The 24,188-nt window shown below is 66.9% G+C and carries 19 protein-coding genes; 7 read left to right on the plus strand and 12 right to left on the minus strand.

Going from position 1 to position 24,188, the window contains the following annotated elements; all coding sequences use genetic code 11:
• Positions 1–27: 27 nt before the first annotated feature.
• From rsmA to ASF98_RS16620, 3 genes are all read right to left on the minus strand, one after another.
• Positions 28–915, minus strand: a complete 888-nt coding sequence (gene rsmA / locus ASF98_RS16610; RefSeq protein ID WP_055803966.1) for a 16S rRNA (adenine(1518)-N(6)/adenine(1519)-N(6))-dimethyltransferase RsmA — start codon at positions 913–915, stop codon at positions 28–30.
• A 214-nt stretch (positions 916–1,129) separates the two neighbouring features.
• On the minus strand, positions 1,130–2,305 hold the full coding sequence (locus tag ASF98_RS16615; RefSeq protein ID WP_235506055.1) for a resuscitation-promoting factor: 1,176 nt from the start codon (positions 2,303–2,305) through the stop codon (positions 1,130–1,132).
• Between the two features lie 270 nt (positions 2,306–2,575).
• Positions 2,576–3,463 (minus strand): TatD family hydrolase, encoded by an 888-nt coding sequence (locus ASF98_RS16620; protein WP_055803971.1) that lies wholly within the window; start codon positions 3,461–3,463, stop codon positions 2,576–2,578.
• Between the two features lie 173 nt (positions 3,464–3,636).
• Between ASF98_RS16620 and ASF98_RS16625 the strand changes: the two genes are divergently transcribed.
• From ASF98_RS16625 to ASF98_RS16635, 3 genes are read left to right on the plus strand one after another with little or no spacing between them, the layout of a single operon-like run.
• Complete coding sequence (locus ASF98_RS16625; RefSeq protein WP_055803974.1) at positions 3,637–4,755, plus strand: AAA family ATPase; 1,119 nt, start codon at positions 3,637–3,639, stop codon at positions 4,753–4,755.
• Positions 4,756–4,769: 14 nt separating this feature from the next.
• The gene (locus tag ASF98_RS16630; RefSeq protein ID WP_055803977.1) at positions 4,770–6,170 is read left to right on the plus strand and encodes a DUF58 domain-containing protein; all 1,401 of its coding nucleotides are present in this window, start codon (positions 4,770–4,772) and stop codon (positions 6,168–6,170) included.
• Positions 6,167–8,683, plus strand: coding sequence for a DUF3488 and transglutaminase-like domain-containing protein (locus ASF98_RS16635; protein ID WP_055803979.1), 2,517 nt, complete (start codon positions 6,167–6,169; stop codon positions 8,681–8,683). The genes ASF98_RS16630 and ASF98_RS16635 overlap by 4 nt, the downstream gene beginning before the upstream one ends.
• Positions 8,684–8,707: 24 nt before the next feature.
• Here ASF98_RS16635 and ASF98_RS16640 read toward each other — a convergent pair whose 3' ends face one another.
• Together ASF98_RS16640 and rsmI are read right to left on the minus strand one after the other, a co-directional pair.
• Positions 8,708–10,207 carry an NAD-dependent succinate-semialdehyde dehydrogenase gene (locus tag ASF98_RS16640; RefSeq protein WP_055803982.1) on the minus strand — a complete coding sequence of 500 codons (1,500 nt, stop codon included), beginning with the start codon at positions 10,205–10,207 and terminating at the stop codon, positions 8,708–8,710.
• 155 nt (positions 10,208–10,362) lie between these two features.
• Positions 10,363–11,304: a 16S rRNA (cytidine(1402)-2'-O)-methyltransferase gene (rsmI, locus tag ASF98_RS16645; RefSeq protein ID WP_442854045.1), complete on the minus strand. Its 942-nt coding sequence runs from the start codon at positions 11,302–11,304 to the stop codon at positions 10,363–10,365.
• Positions 11,305–11,358: 54 nt separating this feature from the next.
• Here rsmI and ASF98_RS16650 point away from each other — a divergent pair, with 54 nt between their 5' ends.
• Entirely contained in the window at positions 11,359–13,074 is a 1,716-nt protein-coding gene (locus tag ASF98_RS16650; RefSeq protein ID WP_055803984.1) for a dolichyl-phosphate-mannose--protein mannosyltransferase, read from the plus strand.
• 57 nt (positions 13,075–13,131) lie between these two features.
• Positions 13,132–14,961 carry an AMP-dependent synthetase/ligase gene (locus ASF98_RS16655; RefSeq protein ID WP_055804359.1) on the plus strand — a complete coding sequence of 610 codons (1,830 nt, stop codon included), beginning with the start codon at positions 13,132–13,134 and terminating at the stop codon, positions 14,959–14,961.
• A gap of 109 nt (positions 14,962–15,070) precedes the next feature.
• Here ASF98_RS16655 and ASF98_RS16660 read toward each other — a convergent pair whose 3' ends face one another.
• Both ASF98_RS16660 and ASF98_RS16665 read right to left on the minus strand, forming a co-directional pair.
• Complete coding sequence (locus tag ASF98_RS16660; RefSeq protein ID WP_055804362.1) at positions 15,071–16,366, minus strand: TIGR01906 family membrane protein; 1,296 nt, start codon at positions 16,364–16,366, stop codon at positions 15,071–15,073.
• Between the two features lie 122 nt (positions 16,367–16,488).
• On the minus strand, positions 16,489–17,481 hold the full coding sequence (locus tag ASF98_RS16665; RefSeq protein ID WP_200939392.1) for a stage II sporulation protein M: 993 nt from the start codon (positions 17,479–17,481) through the stop codon (positions 16,489–16,491).
• Positions 17,482–17,552: 71 nt separating this feature from the next.
• Between ASF98_RS16665 and ASF98_RS16670 the strand changes: the two genes are divergently transcribed.
• Positions 17,553–18,362, plus strand: coding sequence for an RDD family protein (locus tag ASF98_RS16670; protein WP_055803987.1), 810 nt, complete (start codon positions 17,553–17,555; stop codon positions 18,360–18,362).
• A 10-nt stretch (positions 18,363–18,372) separates the two neighbouring features.
• Here the strand turns inward: ASF98_RS16670 and ASF98_RS16675 are convergent, their stop codons facing one another.
• The 5 genes from ASF98_RS16675 to ASF98_RS16695 all read right to left on the minus strand — a co-directional run bounded on the left by ASF98_RS16675 (position 18,373) and on the right by ASF98_RS16695 (position 23,502).
• Positions 18,373–19,602: a L,D-transpeptidase gene (locus ASF98_RS16675; RefSeq protein ID WP_235506056.1), complete on the minus strand. Its 1,230-nt coding sequence runs from the start codon at positions 19,600–19,602 to the stop codon at positions 18,373–18,375.
• Between the two features lie 139 nt (positions 19,603–19,741).
• Positions 19,742–20,971 (minus strand): L,D-transpeptidase, encoded by a 1,230-nt coding sequence (locus ASF98_RS16680; RefSeq protein ID WP_055803991.1) that lies wholly within the window; start codon positions 20,969–20,971, stop codon positions 19,742–19,744.
• Between the two features lie 171 nt (positions 20,972–21,142).
• Complete coding sequence (gene ahcY / locus ASF98_RS16685; protein WP_055803994.1) at positions 21,143–22,621, minus strand: adenosylhomocysteinase; 1,479 nt, start codon at positions 22,619–22,621, stop codon at positions 21,143–21,145.
• Positions 22,622–22,755: 134 nt separating this feature from the next.
• Positions 22,756–23,022, minus strand: a complete 267-nt coding sequence (locus ASF98_RS16690; RefSeq protein ID WP_055803998.1) for a Trm112 family protein — start codon at positions 23,020–23,022, stop codon at positions 22,756–22,758.
• A 90-nt stretch (positions 23,023–23,112) separates the two neighbouring features.
• The gene (locus tag ASF98_RS16695; RefSeq protein ID WP_055804001.1) at positions 23,113–23,502 is read right to left on the minus strand and encodes a DUF3499 domain-containing protein; all 390 of its coding nucleotides are present in this window, start codon (positions 23,500–23,502) and stop codon (positions 23,113–23,115) included.
• Positions 23,503–23,656: 154 nt separating this feature from the next.
• Between ASF98_RS16695 and ASF98_RS16700 the strand changes: the two genes are divergently transcribed.
• Positions 23,657–24,184 (plus strand): metallopeptidase family protein, encoded by a 528-nt coding sequence (locus ASF98_RS16700; RefSeq protein ID WP_055804002.1) that lies wholly within the window; start codon positions 23,657–23,659, stop codon positions 24,182–24,184.
• Positions 24,185–24,188 lie beyond the last annotated feature (4 nt).

The raw sequence follows: 24,188 nt of genomic DNA on the forward strand, positions 1-24,188 counted from the left end.
CACCCGATGCGGCAGCGCCCCCGGGCCTCAACCCTGCTGGGCCTGGCGGGCTTCGGCAATCCGCGCGAACGCAGCGATGTCGATTACTTCGCCCCGTGCGGTGGGGTCAACACCTGCCGCCAGCAGGCACCGTTCGGCCTCCGCAGCGCTTCCGGCCCATCCTGCAAGGGCGGCCCGCAGGGTTTTCCGGCGCTGCGCGAACGCGGCGTCGATGACGGCGAAGACCTGTTCCCGCGTGGCCGACGTCACGGGCGGCTCACGGCGGGTGAAGGCGACAAGCCCCGAGTGGATCTTGGGTGCAGGCCAGAAGACGTTCATGCCGATCACGCCGGCCTTGCGCATGCTGCTGTACCAGGCGGCCTTCACCGACGGCACGCCGTAGGTCTTGGAACCGGGGCCGGCCGCGAGCCGGTCCGCAACCTCGTCCTGGACCATGACCAGGCCGTGCCGGAGACTCGGGAAGTGCTGCAGGAGGTGGAGCACCACGGGCACCGCAACGTTGTACGGGAGGTTCGCCACGAGGGCGGTCGGTTCCACAGGCAGTTCCGTGACCCTCATGGCGTCGGCCAGCACCAGATGGAAATCCTTCGCGGCGTCGGGGCGCCATTGCTGCACGGTGCCCGGCAGTTTGGCGGCAAGGACCGGATCGATTTCGACGGCGACGACCGACTTGGCGGCGTCCAGCAATCCCAGGGTGAGCGAGCCCAGTCCGGGACCGACCTCAAGGACGGTCTCGTCGGCGTGGATGTCAGCGGCAGCGACGATCCGGCGGATGGTGTTGCCGTCGATCACGAAGTTCTGGCCCAGGGTCTTCGTGGGGCGGACCCCGATCTCCTCGGCGAGCCGGCGGACGTCGGAGGCGCCAAGAAGCGGTGCGGGCGCGGTGCCGGAGGCGGCGGGGGTCGGTTCAGTCACCTAGGTATCCTATCCCGCCGGCCTGCGGCGGCACGGCGCGTGAAGCCCGACCGCGGGACGGGGACCGGGGACAAACTGGAACGGCGAAGGGATACGGCGAAGGGATACGGCGAAGGCCGGGTCCGGTGTGATCCGGACCCGGCCTTCGATTCTGCCGCGGCGGTGGTCAGCTGCCGCGGCTGTTAGCACTGGTGCGCGTTACCTGAAGTGACTGTTAGCTGCTCGCGGCCCAGCCGCAGCCCCAGGGCTGGAGACCGCGCTGTGCGTACACGCGGTTGGCGATGTCGATCTGCTGTGCCTTGGTTGCGAGGCTGGCGTTGGGTGCATACGCCCCGCCGCCGGAACCAATCCAGGTCTGGATGTCGAACTGCAGGCCGCCATAGTAGCCGTTGCCGGAGTTGATGGACCAGTTACCGGTGGATTCGCACTGCGCGATCTTGTCCCACATGGCTTCGTTCATCATGGCGGGGGCTGCTGCACCGGTGTTCGCAGCGGCTTCAGCCTTGGGCTTTTCCTTGGTCCCCACCGAGACCTTTTCGGTCACGGGCTGGACGGAGACGGTCTCGGAGACGAGGGTCCGGGCGGCTTCGCGGCCGTCCACCAGCACCAGCTTGAAGTTCTTGTCCACCTTGCCGGGGACACCGGCCTGGGTGACCTTCTTCTCGCCTACGAACAGATCGGCGCTTTCGGAACTCATCGTGTCGAAAGGAACCTCCTCGGACGTGGCAGCTGTCTTCGTGGAATCCACCCGGGACACCTTGATCGCCATGTCATTGACGACGTGGGCGTTCCGGGGCTGGGAAAGCCGGTCGCCGGCGCCGACGGTCACTCCCGCGTCCTTGAGGACCTCAGCCACGGTTGCCGCAGTGGTGGTCGCTTTAGTGGCTTTGCCGTCCGCCAGGATGCTGACGGTCTTGGGCGTGGAGATGGCCACAAAGGAACCGGAAACAGCCAGCTGGGCATCCTTCGGCACGGAGACTTCCGAGGCGCTGGCAACGCCGAGTTCCGTGACCAGTCCTTCGACATTGGCCGAGGTGGTGTTGATGGTCTTTTCGGCCCCGTCGAGGCTGATCTTCACAGCCTTGGCGAGATTGACGTTGATGACTGAGCCATCCTCCACGCGGGCGTCCGCAGACGGGGATACCCGGTCCGCGGCCTGCAGCTCCACCTTGGCACTCTTGACCACTTGGCCTACGGTCCCGCCGAAGGTCTGGACGGAGCTGACTTTGCCGTCCACGTTCAGGGTGACTGTTTTGTTGTTGCCTACGAAGGCCACGAGGCCCAGCACGAGTGCCGAGAGCACAAGCAGCTGGGCGCCGACCTTGACGAAACTGAATTTACCGTCCGAAGTGAAGAACTTGACCACGATTGCCCGTAACTCTAGGACCATCCGGGCACGGGGAAAAACGCACATCACCCACCGACGCAAACACCCTCAGGGCAACTCCGGACATGGTCCGGATGTTTGCAGCAGACGTGTGCGCCGCCATACTCAGGACTCCGCAGACCCGCCTCTCGGCAGGTCCGGAACTGAGCGAAATTATCCGAAGGCCTTCCCCGACCCCGGCTAATAGTTATCCACTGTAACCGAAGCGTTATAAAGCAGCCAAGATATTGTGCATACCTGGTATTCCTGACGGTTCCCTGAGAGAGGTCGTTGCTAGTCCCAGGATCCGTATGCCTGCAGGGAATTTTGGGCTATTTGGGCACAAATGTCTGACAAATCAGTGCTTGTCAACTCGGCCATTGCCCGGACCGTATGCGGGATGAGGTAACTGGCGTTGGGGCGGCCGCGGAAGGGGTGCGGGGTCAGGAAGGGCGCATCCGTTTCCACCAGGACCCTGGCAGGGTCGGCAATCGCAAGCGCTTCTCGCAGGTTGGCGGCGTTCTTGAACGTGACAGTGCCCGCGAAGGACATGTACCAGCCTTCGTTGTTGCAGGTCCGGGCGAGCTGTTCGTCTCCGGAGAAGCAATGGAACACCACCCGCTCCGGGGCGCCCTCTTCGCGCAGGACCTGGACGACGTCGTCGTGGGCGTCGCGGTCATGGATCTGCAGCGTCAGGCCGAGGCGCTTGGCAATGTCGATGTGGCGCCGGAACGAGTACCGCTGGTGCTTCAGCCCCTCCCCCTCGGTGCGGAAGAAATCCAGGCCCGTCTCACCAATGGCGCGGATCCTGGGATGCGCTGCCAGGGCTTCAATCTCGGCCAGCGCATCCTCCAGCTCACCGCGGGCTGCATAGTCCGGGGCGTCGTTGGGGTGGATGGCAACAGCACCGAGAAGACGCCGGTCCAGGTCAACGGCCTGCACCGTGAACCTGGAGGACTCCAGGTCGCAGCCAACCTGCACGGCTCCCTGCACGCCCACTGACGCGGCCACGTCCAGGGCGGCAGCCACCTCCACCTTCACGTCGGCGTTGGGGAAGTCCAGGTGCGTGTGGTTGTCCATGACCGGGACGGGCAGCGGCTCGGGAGCGGGCGGATAGCCCTGCCGGCCGGAGCCGTCGCTTCCGGGCACGCGAAACGGGGCTGGCGTCAACGGGGTGTTCATCCTTCTACCCTAGCTTCCCGGGCATTCCGGATCCTGCCGGGAAATACCGGAACTCTCTGTTAGCTCCGGCAGTTGTGTTAGTAGTCTGGTGGCATACGGGCGAACGCCCGACGGCGGGCGCCGGCACTTCCTGCCAACCCGTGCCAGGCTTCCCCAGGTCTGAAAGGCTGCCGATGGACTCCCACAGACGCACGACAGTAGATGAAGCCCTCCCTGACGGGCAGGTCTTCCCCGACAGTGCGGGAGTGGCGGGAAACCCACTGAACGGGACCCGGCCGCCGGCCATGGACGCAGAAGCCTTCCACGCTGCCAGCGAGCGCATCCTGACAGCCATTAATACGGTCATCGACGGCAAGGCCGAAGCGGCGAAGCTTGCCCTCACCGTTCTCCTGGCCCAGGGGCACCTGCTGCTTGAGGACGTTCCCGGTGTGGGAAAGACGCTGCTCGCAAAGACACTCGCCCGCACCATCGACTGTTCGGTGAGCAGGATCCAGTTCACCCCGGACCTCCTGCCCTCGGACGTCACGGGTGTGTCCATCTACAACCAGGCCTCGCGGCTGTTCGAATTCAGGCCCGGCGCCGTGTTCGCCAACATTGTCATCGGGGACGAGATCAACCGCGCCTCCGCAAAGACCCAGTCTGCGCTTCTGGAGTGCATGGAAGAGCACCAGGTCACCGTGGACGGGCACTCCTACAAGCTGGACGAACCCTTTATGGTGGTGGCCACCCAGAACCCCATTGAGATGGAAGGAACCTATCCGCTGCCGGAAGCGCAGCGGGACCGGTTTATGGCCCGTATCTCCATGGGCTATCCGGACAAGGACTCGGAGATCGAGATGCTGGAGACGCACCAGGCGACCTCGCCGCTGACCCGGGTGACCGCCGTCGTCACCTCGGCCGATGTGGCCGCCATGATCGCCGCCGTCCAGCGCGTCTACGTTTCGCAGGCAGTCAAGGAGTTCACCGTGTCGCTGGGGCGCGCCACCCGCGAAAGCGCCATGCTACGCCTCGGCGCCAGCCCCCGGTCGATGCTCCAGCTGCTGCGGGCAGCGAAGGCCACCGCCGCGCTGGAGGGCCGGAACTTCGTGCTCCCCGACGACGTCGTCAGCGTTGCTGAAGCCGTGCTGGCGCATAGGATCATCCTCGACCGCAAGGCGGCCAGCACGGGCGAAACTCCGCATAGTGTGATCCGCAGCATCCTGGCCAAACTTCCGGTGCCCCAGGAAATGTCCGCAGCACCGTCCCGGGGCGGCCGCCCGCGCGGCGGCACGGACCTTCGGCATACCCGCTAGCGGACGGCGCCACGATGGCCCTCACCGACAGGCTCCCGCGGCACCTCTTCAGCACACGCGGCTGGGGGTTGCTGGCTGCCGGTGTGGTTTCGTTGCTGGCAGCACAGGTCATGGGCCGGCGCGATCTCCTTTCGCTCGGCATCCTGCTGATCGTCCTCCCGCTGGTCTCGCTGGCAGGGATCCGCCTCCTCAAGCCCCGGTTCAAGGTGTACCGCGAATTCAGCCCCGCCAGCGTGGAAACCTCCTCGACCACCACCGTGCGCCTCGCCGTGGCCCGAACCGGCCCGGCCACCGGCCAGGTGATCATGGAGGAACGCCTGCCGTCACGGTTCGGTGAATCGCCGGCCTTCCGTTTCCCGTCCCGCGCGGCGACCGGCGGGACCAGCCGCTACGAATACCACCTCCGGTCCGGCAAACGGGGTCAGTTCGTCATCGGCCCGGTGACGGCCGAGTTCACCGACCCCTTCGGACTCTCGCTGCACCGCCACGCGATCGACGAAGGCGACACACTGACGGTGACGCCCGCCGCCGTCGAGCTCCCCGCAACGGGACTGGCCGGCGCACGCGGCAACGACGGCGTTACGGCCACGCGGATCCGGGCGAACCCGAGCGACGACGACGTCATGACCCGCGAGTACCGCCACGGAGATCCGATGCGCCGGGTCCACTGGGCTGCGACCGCCAGGCACGGTGCCCTGATGGTGCGGCAGGAGGAATCCGTGACCACGCCGGAGGCCACCATCATCCTGGACCAGCGGTGGTCGGCGTTTGCGCGCGGACCGGGCGCCGCCTTTTCAGCCACGTCCGGTGAGGACGGCCACGAACTGATCACCAGCGACACCTTCGAATGGGCGGTTACGGCCGCCATGTCGGTGAGCGCCCATCTGGCCGAACGCAACTATGCCCTGCGGTTCCTCGATCCCGCGGGGGAAGCCGCCTTCCTGCATTCTCCCTCCGCCCCGGAACCTGAGGCCGAGGAATACACCGGGTCCGCGGGCCTGCAGTCCATTGCCGAGAGCCTGGCGGCCATCCAGCTCTCCGGCGCGCACCATGCCGCACACCACGCGGCGCCCGAGTCGGGTCAGCGGGCCTTCGACGACCGGCTCATGGACAAGCTTTCCGCCCACCGCCAGCGCGGCCCCATCATGGCGATCCTGGGACACGTGCAGGCAGCCGAGGCACGCTCGCTGTCCGCCGCCGCCGGGTTCGGGGCCAACGCTTTTGCGATCATCGTCACCGACCATCCGGGAGAGTGCCACGACGCCGTTGAGTCGTTGCGGTCCGGCGGCTGGCGGGCCGTGGCCATCACCCCCGCCACATCGGTGGCAGCGGCATGGTCCTCTTTCGACCAGCGCGATGCGGCTGCCGCCACGGCTGCCGCGGACGTCCGCCGCGCCACAGGAGTCAGCAGATGACCATGACTCCCCAGCGGCACTCCGGTCCGGGGACCGGCCGCACCTCCGAAGTCCTGGCACCATCCACGGCTCCCGCTCCACGGCCGCGCCGAGTCGGTGCGCATCCGTGGGTCATGGCCGCTGCTGTCGCCATTGCCGTCGCCGGCGCCGCCCTGTCCCTCAACGGGGTGCTGCGGGGCTGGGCCTGGTATCTTCCGGTGCTGACCACAGTCTTTGTTGTTGCCCTGGCCATGGCCGTCCTGCGGGCGCTGCGGGCGCAACCCTTCCTGGTGGCGCTGGGCGGCTTCGCAGCGCTCGTCTTCATCCTGACCTTCACCTTCTTCCGGAGGTTCAGCATCGCCGGGTTCATTCCATCCGGGGACACCATGGAGCAGCTGGGCAGGTACCTGCGCCGGGCCAGCGAAACAGTCCTGGCCGAGAGCTCCCCGGTGGCGCCCAACGCCGGCATCGTACTGGTCACCTGCGCCGTCCTGGGCCTGGTGGTCATCCTGGTCGATGCCCTTGCCGTGCCCCTGGCTCTGCCGGCAACCAGCGGGCTGGGGCTCGTGGCCATCCTGGTGGTGCCGGCCATGGTCAAACCGCAGAGCGTCGGGCCGTGGGCGTTTGCGGCCGCTGCCGCCGGCTACCTGATGATCCTTGCCTGCAGCCAGTGGTTCGCCCCGGCTGACCGCACCACGGCCGACACCGCCCGGAATCCGGGACAGTTCCGCCGCGCAGCCCTCACCGGCGGCATGGCGCTGGCGATCACGCTCCTCCTCCCCCTCGCCGTTCCGGGCTTTGACCAAGGCACCTTCCCGCAGGGTTCCAGGCTGAATCCGTGGGGTTCGTCCACCGGCCTCAACCCGATGATCAGCCTGGGCAACAGCTTGCGGAGTCCCGCCGGCGACGGGCGCATCACCTATGCCACCAGTGCCAGCAGGCCCCCCTACCTGCGGTCCGTCACCGTGGACCGGTTCGACGGCGATTCGTGGTCGCCGGACGACCGTGACCCTTCCCGCCGGGTGGGGGTCGGGCGGATGGACACCGGGTACGAGATCGTCGCTGACGAGCAGGTCCGGCAGGTCACGGCGATCAATACCGGGCGTTTCACCAGCCCGTACCTGCCAGCGCCGTACGCTCCGGACTCGGTCAACGGCCTGGCCGGACGGTGGAGTTGGGATCCGGCCACCTTGAGCATCAAGGGCGTGGACACCAACTCACGGAACCAGCAGTATGTTGTGCAGTCCACCGCCCCCAGGCTCACGCCCGAACTGTTGTCCCAGTCCACAACGGCCGTGCGCGGGATCTCGGAGGAATTCATCCGGCCGCCCAACAACGTGCCGGACATCGTGCGCAGCACCGCGGACACCGTGACCGCGGGAAGCAGCACGGCGTATGCCAAAGCAATGGCCATCCAGAACTACCTGCGCTCCGTCGAATTCACGTATTCCCTGCAGTCCCCGGTGCAGGGCGGCTACGACGGCAACGGGCTCTCAGTTCTCGCGGATTTCCTGACCCAAAAGAGCGGCTATTGCATCCATTTCGCCTCGGCCATGGCGGTGATGGCCAGGCTGGAAGGCATCCCCAGCCGCATCGCCGTGGGTTACGCGCCGGGCCGGTCCACGGGTGGCACGGTTTCGGTTCCCGGGCAGGGCGCACTGACCGAATACGAAGTTGACTCCAGGGACGCGCACGCCTGGCCCGAACTCTATTTCCAAGGACTCGGCTGGGTGGCGTTTGAACCGACGCCTTCACGTGGAATGGTGCCGGACTACGCAGCGCAGGCCTTCACCCCGGGCGGCGCCGGCACCAACGAAAACAACGACGACCTCATCCCGTCCAATGCCGCCACGCCGGGCGCCACACCGGAAACGCCGGCGCCGCTCCCGGGGCTGGATTCGGCCGGTGAAGCAGGGCACCCGCTGACGCTGCCGCTCTACGGCGCCGCCGGCCTCCTAGTCGTTGCCCTGATCGCCGCATCGCCCCGGATGGTGCGCACGGGCCTGCGGTCACGACGACTCCGGCGCGCACCGTCCTCCGCGGGCAACACGGCCGCGGCAGCCTGGGCGGAACTGCGGGACCTGGCCACCGATTACGGACTGGCTCCCGGCCTCAGCGAAACTCCGCGGCACTTCTCCGGCCGGCTTCGCGGGTCGGGGGCTCTGGGCGGGCCGGACAATGCGGACGACGCCGGCGCCCGGGCGGTTGCGTCACTGACCGCGGACTTCGAACGCCAGCAGTACGGGCCGCCGCCCGGGCACACGGACGGTGCCGCCGCTTCCGGGGCCGCCGGGGCCGCCCCGCCCTCCGCGGCAGACAGGATAGCGGTGGTTCAGGCATCGCTGCGGAGGCACTCGCGGCCGGCCCGACGGCTCCGGGCGGAATGGCTACCGCCGTCGGTCATGAACCGGTGGGGGCGCATGGTCACCGCCCCGTTCCGTGCCATCGCACGGGCAGCCGCCATACCGGCGCAGGCCGCCGCGCGGTCCTGGCGGACGGTGCGCGACGGCCTGCGGCGGCTGCGGCAGGGCTAGCCTGCCGGTTGCCCTGCGTCCGGACTAGCCGGCGTAGGGGTCGGCGATGCCGATGTACTGGGTGTAGAGGTATTCCTCGATGCCTTCGAGGCCGCCTTCGCGTCCCAGCCCGGACTGCTTCACGCCGCCGAAGGGGGCCGCCGCGTTGGACACGACGCCGGCGTTCAGGCCGAGCATGCCGGTCTCCAGGCGTTCGCCCATCCGGATGCCGCGGTTCAGGTCGCGCGTGAAGACGTAGGCCACCAGGCCGTACTCGGTGTTGTTGGCCAGGCGGACCGCCTCGTCCTCGGTGTCAAAGGTGATGATCGGCGCGACGGGTCCGAAGATTTCCTCGGACAGGATGCGGGTGCCCTCGGTGACGCCCTTGAGGATGGTGGGCTGGTAGAAGTAACCCGGGCCGTCCACCGGGCCGCCGCCGGCCACAGCCACCGCGCCGGAGTTCACGGCGTCGGTGACGAGCTCGTGTACCTTGTCCCGGCTCTTGGCATCGATCAGCGGGCCCACCTTGGAATCGGGCTCGGTGCCCCGGGCCGTGGTCATCTCGCCCATTTTCGCCGCGAACTTCTCCGCGAACTCGTCCGCGACGGATTCGTGCACGATGAAGCGGTTCGCGGCTGTGCAGGCCTCGCCCATGTTCCGCAGCTTCGCCAGCATGGCCCCGGCCACGGCGGCGTCCACATCGGCGTCCTCGAAGACCACGAACGGGGCGTTCCCGCCGAGTTCCATGGACGTGCGCAGGACCGTTTCGGAGGCGTCCGAGAGCAGCCGGCGGCCCACTTCGGTGGAGCCGGTGAAGGAGAGCTTCCGGAGCCGGGAGTCCTTGATCAGCGGGCCCGTGGTGGCGCCGGCCGTTGAGGTGGGGATGAGGTTCAGGACACCGGCGGGCAGGCCGGCCTCCTGCATCACGGCGGCGAACAGCTGGGAGGTCAGCGGGGTCAGGTTCGCGGACTTCAGCACCATGGTGCAGCCGGCGGCCACGGCCGGGGCGACCTTGCGGGTGGCCATCGCCAGCGGGAAGTTCCACGGGGTGATCAGCAGGCAGGGGCCCACGGGCTTCTTCGTCACCAGGAGGCGGGACTTGCCATCCGGGGACACCGAGTAGCGGCCGAACGCACGGACGGCTTCCTCGGAGAACCAGCGCAGGAACTCGGCGCCGTAGGTGACCTCGCCGCGGGCCTCGGCCAGGGGCTTGCCCATTTCCAGGGTCATGAGCAGCGCGAAGTCCTCGGCGCGGGCCGTGACCAGTTCGAACGCCCGGCGCAGGATTTCCCCGCGCTCACGGGCCGGGACCTTCGCCCAGGAATCCTGCGCGGCAGCGGCGGCGTCGAGCGCTGCCTTGCCGTCCTCGGCGCCGGCGTCAGCAATGCTAAGCAGCACCTTGCCGGTGGCGGGATCCTCGACGTCGAACGTCTTCCCGGACGCTGCCGGGCGCCATTCGCCGTTGATCAGCAGGCCGGTGGGAACAGAGGCCAGCAGCTCGCTCTCGCGCTCCGCAGTAACAGTGGGCTGTGCAGTTACAGTCACGATGACTCCCTCGTCAGCAATTGGGGTGTGGGATGGGTTCAGCTCTCGGCTGCTTTACAGCCACGGTACTGCCGCGCGCTCCGGAGCGTCTATGCATGGGCGCACTACGCACTCCGAATGTTGCTGTGCAGCTGCACAAGACCGGATCCCGGCTCCTAGCGGGCGGCCAAGACCGCTGAGTAGAGCTCCCGCTTGCTGACTTTCGCGTCCTCGGCCACGGCCGCCACGGCTTCCTTCAACCTGATGCCCTGCGCAATGAGCCCGTTGACTGCGGCCACATGGTCCTCCGTCTTGCCCGGCTCACGCTCCGGGGCGCCGCCAACCACCACCGCTATTTCACCGCGCACCTCGTTGGTTTCTGCCCATTGCAGCAGGTGGCTCAGCGGCCCGCGGATGACTTCTTCGTAGGTCTTGGTGAGTTCACGGCACACTGCGGCCGGGCGGTCGCCGCCGAAGCGCTCGCGCAGCGCCCGAAGCATCGGTTCCAGCCGGTGCGGCGCCTCGAAGAAGACCATCGTCCGGCGTTCGGCGTCGAGCTCGGACAACCGGGAGGCACGTTCACCGGCCTTGCGGGGAAGGAACCCTTCAAAACAGAACCGGTCGGTCGGGAGCCCGGAGAGGGCGAGTGCTGTGAGGACCGCCGACGGCCCCGGCACTGCGGTGACCGTCAGGCCGGCCGCCACGGCGCCCTCAACCAGCCGGAACCCCGGATCCGAGACGGACGGCATACCGGCGTCAGTCACCATCACGAGGGTCTTTCCTGCCCGCACCTGATCCAGGAGCTCGGCGGTCTTCGCGGCTTCGTTGTGCTCGTGGTAGCTGATCACACGCCCGGGCACGGCGATCCCCAGGTTCTGCACCAGCCGGTGCAGGCGCCGGGTGTCCTCCGCGGCGACGATGTCAGCCGTGGTGAGTAATTCAACGAGCCGGGGGGACGCATCGCCGACATTTCCGATGGGCGTCGCAGCCAGCACAATCCTGCCCGGCTGCCCTTCCGTGGCGCGGGCCGCAGGTTCGGCCGCCGGAGCCCAGGGCTCATCGAAGGTGCCGGCGTCATCGGAGCTGCCCGCGGGGGAAGTACTGAGTTGTTGGTCCACACGACCAGCCTACTGCTGGCAGGCTCTTCCAGCGCCAAAAGGTAGCATGGGCACGTGACGCAGACCTCCGTACCTCCTGTCGAGGCCGACCCGGCCGACCCGGCCAAACCAGCACGGCCGGCCTCCGGGACTTCGGGACGCAACCTTGAGGGCCAGCGGTGGATCCGCCGGCCGCGGGAAGCGTTCACCGAAAGCGCCCTGCAGGAGCGGCTGATCGGCGGGATCCGCAGCTGGCGTGACTATCCCCCGTCGCTGCGGCTCTGGTTCTGGCTCATTCCGGCCATCACCGCGGCGATCGGCGGCGCCCTCCGCTTCGTCCGCCTTGAGAGTCCGCGCAGCCTGGTATTTGACGAAACCTACTACGTCAAGGACGGCTATTCGTTCCTGGTCAGCGGGTACGAACGCAGCTGGCCGGACAAGGCCAACGAATCCTTCGTGGCCGGGAACCCCGGCGTCATCCTGTCCTCGCCCGAGTATGTTGTGCATCCGCCGGTGGGCAAGTGGATGATCGCGGCAGGAATGTGGCTGTTCGGCCCGGACAACCCGCTGGGCTGGCGCTTCGGCGCCGCGCTGACCGGGACGCTGTCCATCCTCCTGATCACCCTGATCGCGCAGAAGCTCTTCCACTCGCTGACGCTGGGGGCTGTGGCAGGCCTGCTGCTGGCGGTGGACGGCCACCATCTAGTGATGTCCCGGACCTCCTTGCTGGACATCTTCCTGATGTTCTGGGTGCTTGCAGCTTTCGGTGCGCTCCTGATGGACCGCGACGACGGCCGACGGCGGCTGGCAGCCAGGCTGGGGCGCCAGGCCGGAGCTGCCCCGGACGGCAGGCCCTCCGTGGTCCAGCTCGTGTCCGGGCCCTGGCTCGGCATCCGCTGGTGGCGCGTTACCGCGGGCATCTGCCTGGGGCTTGCCGTGGGCACGAAGTGGTCGGCGCTGTTCTTCATGGCGGCCTTCGGGCTCCTCACAGTCTTCTGGGACCTGAGCGCGCGCCGGATCGCAGGCATCCGCGGGTGGATCAGCGGAGGCATCATCAAGGACGGAATTCCCGCCTTCCTGAGCATCGTGCCCGTCGCCGTGCTGGTCTATCTCACCACCTGGGCCGGCTGGTTCCAGTCGAAGGATGCGTACTTCCGCCATTGGGCCGACACCAACCCCTCAGCCCAGTGGGGCTGGCTTCCGGGGCCGCTGCGGTCCCTGGCCCATTACCACCTGGAAGCGTACAAGTTCCATCAGGGACTCAGCTCCGACCACCCCTATGAGGCGAGCGCCTGGAGCTGGCTGGTGATGGGGCGGCCCACGTCGTTCTTCTATGAGTCCCCCAAACAGGGCAGCCCCGGCTGCGACGTCGCCAACTGCACCTCGGCAATCCTTTCCGTGGGCAACCCCCTGATCTGGTGGAGCGCCACGGTTGCACTGGTGATCCTGCTGTTCTGGTGGGCAGGCCGCCGCGACTGGCGGGCCGGCGCCATCCTCGCCGGGGTCGGCGCGGGCTACCTCCCCTGGTTCATGTACCCGGAACGCACCATGTTCACTTTTTATGCCGTGTCCTTTGAACCGTTCCTGGTCCTGGCCCTGACATATTGCCTGGGCCTGGTGCTCGGACGACGCTCGGACCCGTTGTGGCGCCGGCGTTCCGGCCTGTATCTCGTGGCAGTGTTCGTGGTCGGAGCGGTGCTGGTCTCGGCGTTCTTCTACCCCATCTGGACCGCGGAAATCATTCCCTACCAGGACTGGCGGTTCAGGATGTGGATGCCGTCCTGGATCTAGGGCAGTATGGCAAGGGTGCCGGGACACCGCATCACGGATCCGGAAGGGAGACTGGCTGTGAGGGAAGCAAGCACTGAACTGCTCGTGGAGCTGGATCAGAACAGCAACGTGACCGACCTGCTGCTGAGGCAGCACGCCAAGGATCCGTCGCACGCCATATATTCCCGCAAAGGCCCCAACGGCTGGGTTGATGTCCCCGTCCAGCAGTTCTTGGACAAGGTAGTGGCACTTGCCAAGGGGTTGATCGCCGGAGGCCTGGCACCGGGCGACACTGTGGCTGTGATGTCCGGGACCCGGTATGAATGGACCCTGGTGGACTTCGCCATCTGGTTCGCCGGCGGCGTGACCGTTCCGGTCTATGAAACCTCCTCGGCAGGCCAGGTCGAGTGGATCCTGCATGACTCCGGCGCCCGCAGGGTGTTCGTTGAGGACCCGGCCAAGGCCGGGCTCGTGGCCGGCGTCCTGGCCCACTCCGAGCTGCTCGGCGATGCTGTGGTGACAGTCGTGCGCATGGACGACGACGGCGGCGCACCGAACCTGGCTAGCCTCGCCGCCGCCGGCGCCGGCGTCACTGATGCCGAGCTGGAGCGGCACCGCAGCACGGCAGGCCTGGCCGACGTCGCCTCGCTGGTGTACACCTCCGGCACCACGGGCAAGCCCAAGGGCTGCGAGATAACGCACGGCAACTTCGCCCTTGTGGCCACCAACATCGTGGACTTCCTTCCCGAAATCCTGCGGCAGGAGGGTGCCAGGACAATCATGTTCCTCCCTCTCGCCCACGTCCTGGCCCGCGCTGTCCAGGTGGTGTGCCTCAGCGCGGGAGTGACCCTGGGCCACACGTCCAGCGCCGCCCAGCTGCTGGCGGACCTGGCCTCGTTCAAACCCACGTTCCTACTGGTGGTGCCCAGGATCTTTGAGAAGGTCTACGCAGGTGCCGGCCATAAGGCTGCCCTGGCCGGAAAGGAGCGGCTCTTCGCGGCCGCTTCCGCGGTGGCCATCGACTACTCCAAGGCGCTCGACGCTGAGGCCCGCGGAAAAGGCAGCGGGCCCGGCCTCATGCTTCGCGCCAAGCACGCCGTCTTTGACCGGCTGCTCTACCCCAAGCTCCGGCAGGCCTTCGGCGGACAGGTCAAGTACACGGTCTCCGGTGCCAGCCCGCTGAGCTCCAACGACGCACACTTCTTCCGCGGTGCCGGCATTCCCGTGCTGGAGGGCTACGGCCTTACCGAAACCACCGCCCCCTGTACCGCCAACACCCCGTCGCGGACCAAGGTAGGCACGGTGGGAATTCCCGTGCCCGGCACCACGGTCCGGGTCGCCGACGACGGCGAGATCCTGGTCAAGGGCATTGGCGTCTTCAAGGGATACCACGCGAATGAGGCCGCCAACGCGGAAGCGTTCGTGGACGGGTTCTTCCGCACCGGAGACCTCGGTGCGCTGGATGAAGACGGCTTCCTCACCATCACCGGCCGCAAGAAGGACCTCCTCGTCACTGCTAGCGGGAAGAACGTAGCACCCGGGCCGCTCGAGGAAAAGATCCGGGAGCACCAGCTCGTGGCCCAGGCTGTGGTGGTGGGCGACGGCCGGCCGTACGTCTCCGCCCTGGTCAACCTCGATCCGGAGGGCCTGGAGAACTGGTGCTCGGCCCAGCGAATTCCGGTACTGGGTGTGGCCGAAGCAACGTCGGATGTCCGGGTCCGGGAAGCCGTACAGGGCGCTATCGACCAGGCAAACCTGCTGGTCTCGAAGGCGGAATCGATCCGCAGCTTCGTCCTGCTGGATGCCGATTTCACAGTGGAGTCGGGTCACCTGACACCGTCACTAAAACTCAAGCGGGCCGCCGTCGTCCGCGACTTCGAAGCCCACATCAACGGCCTGTACCGCTAACCCGGGGCTGGTCGCCCCGGCACGTGCCGCACACAATAATGAATGCCGTGCACACAATGAAGGCGACCGGCCTGCGCCGGTCGCCTTCACTGTGCCTCTGCGGAGTCTGTTACACCGTTGCGGAGTTTCCACGGGTGCGTCGCTGCGCGGCGTCGGGGAGGTCCGTTGTCCCGGCGTCCCCGTCCTTGACTGACGCAACCAAGGCGTCGGTGTCTTTGTCCTTCGTTTTCCTGGCGAGGCCGCGGCGCTTCCGCGTGGGCCAGGTGAGGATCAGGGTGGCAACGGAGGCGATCAGGACCAGTGCGCCGATGACGATCCCGGAATCAACCCAGAACTGTCCCGGGAAGAGCCGGATGAGGGTGTCGTCCAGGGCGAACGTCCACGTCCCGTTGGCGAAGAAAATCCGGTGGAACTCGGTGAAGAACTGCTGCCAGCCCAGCGCCGCCAAAGTGCCCAGCCCCAAAATGATCACCAGCGTTGCGACGGAGCCGGCGAAGAGGCCGCGGCGGACTCCCCCGGTGCTGCGCCGGCGCAGGTAGATGATGGCGATGATGCCCAGCAGGATCAGCAGCGCGCCGCCGGCGAACGTTGACAGGATGACGAGCTTGACGTCCGCCATGTGGCTGACTTCGCCTTCCTGGAACAGCGCATCGCCGCTGCGGTTCACCAGTTCGCCGAGATACCGCGGGCCGGACCAGTTGGTGAGGTAGTCCACGGCGTAGGACCCGTAGGTCATGCGGTCATCCGTGCTGAAGCCGTAGCCGTCGCCGGGGAAGCCCGGACGGTTGTATTCAACCCAGAGGAACAACGGACTCGCGACGGCCCGGACGGCCAGGACCAGGAGGACCAGCGGGTAGAAGACCGCGAGCAGCACCTGCATCACGCGGGGCAGGACGGGCTTGGTGTTGTTCGCCAGCTCCCGTTCGGCGTTCCGGCGCTCCACTTCGTCCTGCGGCGGGCGCACCTGGAGGGCCGAAGTGGGCAGCGGCTCGCGGAAATGCGTGCCCCTCCCCTGCGGCTCCGCGGCCGGTCCGACGGCGGCCTCCGCCGCTTTGCGGTCGGCGCGGCTGCCAGCCTGGGAACCAGGCGTGCCGGCATTGGAAGCAGGCATGCCACCTTGGGCGAGAGGGGCACCGGTCTGGGAGGCAGGGGTGCCGCCTCGGGCTGCAGGGGCGCCGTCCTGGGAGGCAGGGGTGCCGGCGGACGCTGCCGGCTGTCCCTTGCCTGCGGCAGCGCCTGGAACAGGTGACGTGTTTCCGGCGGGGGCTGTTCCCTGTGCTTTGGCCGCCGCTCCTGCCCCAGTGCCGGCAGGCTTCATCCAGTCGAAGGCGGGCTCGGCAGTGTCGTCGGCCGGATCCAGGTGCGGATCCTGCCGATTCGGCGGGGTGGGCGTCTTTTCAGTCACTGCAGTTTCACTTCCGTAGGCGTCCGCGTTGCCGGACACCGCCAGGCAACGCTACTTATCTCCAGATGAGCCTACCGTCAGGCACTCCGTGGCGGCAGGTGCCACCCCGTTCCGTCACGTATTCACGAAGCCAGCGCCGTGTAGCCTGCATCAGCGCTGTCCAGGTCGCCCGACGCGCCCGAACGATACGCACGTCTGCCCCACACCAGGACATACGTCCAGTACGCAGCCAGGACCGCCGCACCGATCGTAATTTTGGCCCACACCGGAAGGCTGCTGGGGGTGACGAAGCCTTCCACGAGGCCGGAGACAAACAGCACCACGACAAGTCCCAGCGCCACGGTGATCAGCGAGCGCCCTTCCGCAGCCACTGCCTGGCCCCTGGTCCGGGGTCCGGGGGAAACCATGGCCCAGAAGATCTTCAGGCCCGCGGCGCAGGCAATGAAGACTGCGGTGAGTTCCATCAGGCCGTGGGGAAGGATGTAGCTGAAGAAGACATCGGCCTTCCCGACGGCGGCGAAGACACCGGCCGCAATCCCCAGCCCCTGGGCGTTGCTGAAGAGGATCATCGGAACCCAGAAACCGGTAATGCCCAGGGCCACCGCCTGGGCAGCGATCCAGGCGTTGTTGGTCCAGACTGCGCCGGCGAACGACGCGGCGGGATTCTCCGAGTAGTAGTCGACGAAATCCCGCTCGACGTACTGCTTGACGGTTGCGTCCGAACCGAGGGCCCGGAGCGCGTCGGGCGACGTGGCGATCCACAATGCGTACGCCCCCGCGACCAGGCAGAACGCCAGGCCGCACCAGACGGTAAGCCAGCGGATCCGGTACAACGCCGCCGGCAGTGCGATGACGAAGAACCGTGCGAGGTCGTCCATGAAGTTGGACCGGGCCCCGGTGAAGCGTGTGCGGGCCTGGGCCAGTGTGGCCGACAGGGAGGCCGAGAGCCCTGTTTCGGGGGCCACGGAGCGCAGCAGGGAAAGGTGGGCGGACGTGGTCTGGTAGAGGCGCAGCAGTTCATCGGCTTCGCTGCCGTCCAGGCGCCGTTTGTACGCCAGTACGTGAAGCCGCGCCCACTTGTCCCCGTTGACCGCGGAGAACGCATCGATGTCCACGGCACTACCCTAGCGCCCCCGGATTAGACTGTGAGCGTCCGTAGGCGGCGTGTAGGGGACGGGGACCCGGCTTGAGCTCTATCATCACAGGTGAAGCAGTTGTCTTGGAGCTCCGCCCGGCGTCGTTCGCTGCGCGGGCGCTGGGCCTGATCCTGGACGTCGTTGCGAACGTCGTCCTCCTCATCGTCATGATGACGGTGATTTCGTCTGCCTACAGTGACCTGGACGGGGCGGCTGCGCGTGCCCTGGTGCTGGTCAGTGTGGTTTTTTGTTTCGTGATCCTCCCGGTGGCGGTGGAAACCCTCACCCGGGGCCTCTCGCTGGGGAAGCTGGCTGCCGGGCTCCGGATCGTCCGGGACGACGGCGGCGCCATCCGCTTCCGGCACGCGCTGATCCGCGGCCTGATCGGCTTCCTGGAGATCTACCTGACGTTCGGCGGACTGGCCATCGCCGTCGCATTGTTCAATGACAAATCCAAGCGGCTCGGTGACGTGGTGGCAGGAACCTACTCCCTGCGGCGCCGGGTGCCTACCGAACCGCCGTTCGTCCCGTTCGTGCCTCCGCACCTGAGGTCCTGGGCGGCGCTTGCCGACATCGGCCGGATACCGGACCCGGTGGCCCGCCGCTCGGCGCAGTTCATCCGCCAGGCGGGACGGATGGCGCCGGCGTCGCGCGCTTCCATGGCGGTGTCCCTCGCCACCGAGGTGTCAGCGTGTGTGGCCCCGCCGCCGCCGGCAGGCACGGGTCCGGAAGAGTATCTGGCAGCCGTGCTGGTGGAACGCCGCGAGCGGGAACTGGCCCGGCTGACCCGGGCGCGGGCCCGGAGCACGGGTGTGGGAGAACGGCTGAACCGGCTCCCTTATGGCCGGGACAGCCGGTAGGCCGCCTGCACTACCGCTTGGCGTACTGCGCCCAGGGAATGTTCCAGTCGCCATAGCCCTCCAGCGGCTCCACCGGCGGAGCGCCCGTGTTGAGGGTCTGGACGACGTCGCCGGTCTTCATGTTGTTGAAGAACCACGCAGCATCCGCCGGCAGCAACCCCACGCAGCCATGCGAAACATTGGCCTTGCCGACGTAACTCCAGGCGGACTCAAGGGCCTGGTGGACGTAGACGCCGGACGACGTCAGCCTGTTGGCGTATTCCACGGTCAGCGGCGGGTAGTAACCCTTGTCCCCCGGCTTGAGGCCAATGCTTCCGGCGTTGAATTTGGAGTGGCGTTCCTGCTCCATGATCACGGCGTAACCGGTGGGCGAGAGCCACTCGGCGTCGCCCAGGGTAACGGGAGCCGTCCGGACCAGCTGGCCGTCAAAGTAGACGTTCATGGTCTTGGTGGTATCGTCCACGATGGCCACCCGCTGCGGGCCGACCTTGAAGCTGACCTTGGTGTCCACATTGCCGACCATCTTGTTCCCGAAATCGACGCCGAACAGCTTGAGGTCCACCGTGACCTGGCTGCCCGAGGCCCAGAACGCCTCGGGACGGATGCGCACGCGCTGGTTCGAGTACCAGCGCCAGGCGACCGCCTGGCCCGAGGACGAGGTGACGGTGACGGCCTTCTCCATGGCCTCCTTGTTCAGGACCGGCTCGGAGAAGACAATTTCGATCGGCTGGCCCGAGCCCACGGTGGAACCGTTTTGCGGGTACACGGCAGCGTCGGCCTCGTTGGCCGTTGCCACCGTGGTGAAGGACTGGGTCTTTTTCGTTTCGCGGCCCGCCTGGTCCACGATCGTGAAGGCGTAGTCGTAGGCGGCGTCGAACTCCAGCGGGTCCAGGGCGGTCCAGGTGGAACCGTCGGCGCTGAGGGTGCCCTTGACGGGCTCACCGCCGGCAGTCGTCAGGACAACGTCCTTCACGGTGCCGTTGACGGCTTTGACGGACGGCGCAACGGCGGGGTTGACTCCAGCCGCGCCGTCGGTGGGGGTCACGCCCAGTTCGACTGGCTTCACCACAGGAGCAGCGAGCCCCGGTTCGTTGCGGACCGGGCTGGAAGACTCCGACTGGAATACGGGCTCGGCCCAGCTGGGAGCCGTGGCAACACCGATGCCGCCCGCAGCGACCGCAACGCAGATGGCGGCAATCCCCAGGATTTTCATGGTCTTGCGTTTGTGGACTTTTGTCATGACCTTCTCCATGTCCCCCGACAGGCCCGTGATCAGCCCAAATACCGTCTTGAATCTTCAGTTGATACGTTCGCCGGCACGTCAGTGAGGTGTTCAGCACTCACCCGTGACCAGACGATTTTACCGTATGGCGAACGGATCAATTGGCGTACTGCGCCCAGGGGATGTTCCAGTCACCGAATCCGTCGTCGAAGTTGGCGTTTTCACCGTCGGTATTCACTACCTGGACAACGTCGCCCGTGGTCATGTTCTCGAAGACCCATTGGGCGCCGTCCGGGCCCAGTCCGATGCACCCGTGCGAGAGGTTGCTGACACCGATGTAGGGCATTGCGGAGTCGGTGGCCTGGTGGATGAATTCCCCGCTGGGTGTCAGGCGGGTGGCGAAGTTGACGTCCAGCTCGCCGTAGTATGCCGGGTCGCCCGGCTTGAGTCCGATGCTGGCGGCAGACATGTGCTCCACCCGGTACTTCTCCATGAACACGAGGTAGCCCTTGGCCGAAGGGAACCGGGTATCCCCCATGGTGGCCGGCCATGAGCCGGCTGGTTTGTCATTCACACTCACCGAAAAGGTGTGCGCGGTGGCGTCGGCCACGGCGACCTTCTTGTCGCCGATGTGGACGGTGACCAACTTGTTAAAGTTTCCGATCTGACCGTTGCCGAAATCGACGCCGAAAAGCTGCATGTCCATGGTGACCGTGCTGTTCGCCGCCCAGAAATTCTCTGTCCGGTACCGGACCATGCTGTCGCTGAACCAGTGAAACTCGCCCACCTGGCCGGACGTCGAGGAGACCTTGATGGCTTTTTCCACCGCGTCCTTGTTCAGCACAGGTTCGCTGAAGGTGATCTGCAGCGGCTGCGCGACGCCGACCTTCATGCCGTCCAGCGGGTAGACGGCGGCATCCGCCTCGTTGGCGGTTGACACCGTGGTGAACGTTCGAGTGCTGTTGGTCTTGCGGCCGGCAGCGTCGCTCACCACGAAGCTGTACGTGTAGCTGCTGTTGAACTGCAGGGGGCCGGAGGCCGACCAGCCCGTACCGTCCGGGTTCAGGCTGCCTTCGATTGCTGCGCCGTCGCCGCCCGTGAGCGCCACGCGTTCAACGGTTCCGTTGGTGACTTTCAGCGATACGGGGGCTGCCGGATTTACCTGCTGCGCGCCGTCTGCCGGCGACGCTGCCAGCTGCACAGGCGCCACCACGGGCGCCGCGAGTCCCGGCGTCGTCCGCTCGGCGGGACCCGCTTCGGATTCGAAGGCGGCGCGGGCGGCTCCGGGTGCCACGGCGGCGAAAACGCCGCCGCCGGCGGCGAGCAGGCACAGCGCCCCGAGCAGGAAGACCTTCCGGCCGGTGGTCCAGCGTTCCCTTGCCGTCACGGCGCGGGGTCCTTTGCAGTCATCATGGGCACAGCATAGGGCACGCTCCTTGGAGCTGACGGGCAGCCGGCGCCCGAGGGCCACGGCGAAGGGCCCCGGAATTCATTCCGGGGCCCTCGCGATGCTGCTTATCTGCCGCCTGGGCTTGCTGCCGCCTTGGCGGCGGCACCCTTAGTAGCGGTAGTGATCCGGCTTGTACGGGCCGGCAACGTCCAGGTCCAGGTACGCGGCCTGTTCCTTGGACAGTTCCGTCAACTCGACGCCGAGGGCGTCCAGGTGAAGCCTGGCAACCTTCTCGTCAAGGATTTTCGGCAGCACGTAGACCTGCTTTTCGTACTCCCGCTCGCCTTCGGGCTGGTCCCGCTTGGTGAAGAGTTCGATCTGCGCGATCGTCTGGTTCGCGAACGAGTTGCTCATCACGAAGGACGGGTGGCCGGTGGCGTTGCCCAGGTTCAGGAGCCGGCCTTCGGACAGGACGATGATGGACTTCTCGGCGTCCGTGCCCTGGTCAAATACCCACTCGTGCACCTGCGGCTTGATTTCCACCTTCGTGATGCCCGGAATCCGGGCCAGTCCGGCCATGTCGATCTCGTTGTCGAAGTGGCCGATGTTGCCGACGATGGCCTTGTCACGCATGCCGGCCATGTGCTCGGCCATGATGACGTCCTTGTTGCCGGTGGTGGTGATAAAGATGTGGCCCTCGCTGAGGACCGATTCCAGCTTGGCCACCTGGTAGCCGTCCATGGCTGCCTGCAGTGCACAGATCGGATCGATTTCGGTGACGATCACCCGGGAGCCCTGCCCGCGGAAAGCCTCCGCCGCACCCTTGCCGACGTCGCCGTAACCGCAGACGACGGCGATTTTGCCGCCCATCAGGACGTCGGTGGCACGGTTGATGCCGTCCGGCAGCGAGTGGCGGATGCCGTACTTGTTGTCGAACTTGCTCTTGGTCACCGAGTCGTTGACGTTGATGGCCGGGAAGAGCAGCTTGCCCTGCTCCGCCAGCTGGTACAGACGGTGCACACCGGTGGTGGTTTCTTCCGTGACACCCAGCAGGCGGGAGCCGATGCGGGTCCATTTCCGGGCGTCCGCTGCGAGCGAAGCACGCAGGACGTCGAGGAAGACGCGCCCTTCATCGGACTCGTCCTCTGCTGCCGCCGGAACGGACCCGAGGGCTTCGAACTCGACGCCCTTGTGGACCAGCATGGTGGCGTCGCCGCCGTCGTCAAGGATCATGTTCGGACCGAGCTCCGGGTTGCTGTCCGCGCCGGGCCAGGTGAGGATCTGCTCGGCGGTCCACCAGTATTCTTCGAGGGTCTCGCCCTTCCAGGCGAAGACGGGGACGCCCTGCGGGTCCTCGACCGTACCCTTGCCCACCACAACGGCGGCGGCAGCTTCGTCCTGGGTGGAGAAGATGTTGCAGGAAGCCCAGCGGACCTCGGCGCCCAAAGCGGTGAGTGTTTCGATCAGCACGGCGGTCTGGACGGTCATGTGGAGCGAACCGGCAATCCGGGCGCCCTTGAGCGGCTGGCTGGCGCCGAACTCTTCGCGCAGGGACATGAGTCCGGGCATCTCGTGCTCCGCGAGGCGGATCTGGTGGCGGCCGGCCTCAGCCAGTGAGATGTCAGCAACCTTGTAATCGAAAGTCATGTGAGTCCTTGTGTTGTATCCGGAAGATTCTGGAACGGCGGAAGTCCGTGTCCGTTCGGCGAACTATGGGAAGTTCGGCGCCAAGCGGAAGGGCGATGGGCCGGCCGGGCAGTTATTCAGGCCGGCGGGGGAAGTTATTCGGCGCCGTCGGGGTCTGATGCCGCGGGGTTTGATACCACGGGGCCGTGGCCGCCGTCATGCTGGTCCGATGCCGCAGCGTTCGCGGCGGCGACGAGTTCCGGCGGCAGCAGCAGCGGAATGCCGTCCTCGATGGCGTAGCGCAGCGTTTCTCCGGACGCACCGGCGGCAGTCGAGACGAGTTCATCGCCTTCCTGCACCAGTGTTGAGCCGGTAACGGGACAACGCAGGACGGACAACAGGTCAGGACTGATCTTTGGCATGGTGACTGCTCCCTGATGGGCGCCGCAGCAGGCGCCGGTGGCCGATGGATTTGCAGCTTCCAGCGTACAAGCTTCGCGGCGCGGCCGGGCTCAGGACGGTTCGCGGAGGATGCGCAGGTGTCCCCGTCGGGCGCCTTCCGAAGCCGGCGGGGCCTCGAGCGCCGCATGGGCGGAACGCTGGCCCGGGGCAGGGTCCGCGGCGGGCGGTCGCAGGGCCGCCTCGCGGACGGCGTTGGCGAGGGCCAGAAGGTCATCGGGTCCCGGCTGCGGCGGGGTCGCCGGCATGGCAAGGCGCAGTACTTCCCAGCCCCGCGGCACTGTCAGTGACCCCGCATGCTGTTCGCACAAATCGTAACAATGGGGCTCAGCGTACGTGGCCAAGGGCCCCAGGACGGCTGTGGAGTCCGCGTAGACGTACGTCAAAGTGGCCACCGCAGAGTTACGGCAGGCTGACCTTGAACATTGACGAATAGCACCCACGACATCACAGACTACTCCCCGTTGGCCGTTGTGCCGCGCATTGCGACCGCAGTGTCCTGCGGTGTCGTCCTGTGGTACCGCGAGTTGCCGGGATGGTCCGTGTGGCGTTTCTAGTTATGTCGCGTATTTCAGGCGGCGGGTTTAGAGTCAATGTATGCAGCAATCGCACCACGTTCCGGGTTTCACGGTCCGGTTGGCTGACCCGGGATCCGGCCAGCCGGCGGACACCGCCGCGCCCGCGCCAACAGTCCGCGGGAAGAGCTTCCGGGAGCGCCGCAGGAACCGCCATGGGCGTGGCCTGCGCGGCGAACTGATGCTCCCCACGCTTCCGGGCTACCGCACCCGTTCGGACCGCTTCGACGAGATGGTCATGGACTCCGCCCAGCGTCTCCATGACATCTGGGGAAAGCCGCTGGACGGTGTCAGGTTTGCTGTTGATGAGATCCCGCAGGGCCTGGAACAGCTGGTCGCGGACCGCTCCCCCGCGCCCATGGGTCTTTATGAGCCCGCCACCGCCGACGAAGGTCCGGTGATCACGCTCTATCGCCGGGTCATCGAGAACGCCTGCTCCGGCCGCGAGGAACTCCAGGACCTGGTGCACGACGTCGTGGTGGAACGCACCGCTGAAATGCTCGGGGTCGCGCCGGAAACCCTGGACCCCGTGTACCGGCGCCGGTACTGATCGC

Source organism: Arthrobacter sp. Leaf337, assembly GCF_001423745.1.
Classification (GTDB): Bacteria; Actinomycetota; Actinomycetes; order Actinomycetales; family Micrococcaceae; genus Arthrobacter.

Excerpts from the sequence above, each read along its gene's own strand:
- ahcY (WP_055803994.1), bottom strand. The coding sequence starts at position 22,621 with ATGACTTTCGATTACAAGGTTGCTGACATCTCACTGGCTGAGGCCGGC.
- ASF98_RS16700 (WP_055804002.1), top strand. The coding sequence starts at position 23,657 with ATGCAGCAATCGCACCACGTTCCGGGTTTCACGGTCCGGTTGGCTGAC.
- ASF98_RS16625 (WP_055803974.1), top strand. The coding sequence starts at position 3,637 with ATGGACTCCCACAGACGCACGACAGTAGATGAAGCCCTCCCTGACGGG.
- ASF98_RS16630 (WP_055803977.1), top strand. The coding sequence starts at position 4,770 with ATGGCCCTCACCGACAGGCTCCCGCGGCACCTCTTCAGCACACGCGGC.
- ASF98_RS16620 (WP_055803971.1), bottom strand. The coding sequence starts at position 3,463 with ATGAACACCCCGTTGACGCCAGCCCCGTTTCGCGTGCCCGGAAGCGAC.
- ASF98_RS16615 (WP_235506055.1), bottom strand. The coding sequence starts at position 2,305 with ATGGTCCTAGAGTTACGGGCAATCGTGGTCAAGTTCTTCACTTCGGAC.
- ASF98_RS16675 (WP_235506056.1), bottom strand. The coding sequence starts at position 19,602 with ATGACAAAAGTCCACAAACGCAAGACCATGAAAATCCTGGGGATTGCC.
- ASF98_RS16690 (WP_055803998.1), bottom strand. The coding sequence starts at position 23,022 with ATGCCAAAGATCAGTCCTGACCTGTTGTCCGTCCTGCGTTGTCCCGTT.
- ASF98_RS16635 (WP_055803979.1), top strand. The coding sequence starts at position 6,167 with ATGACCATGACTCCCCAGCGGCACTCCGGTCCGGGGACCGGCCGCACC.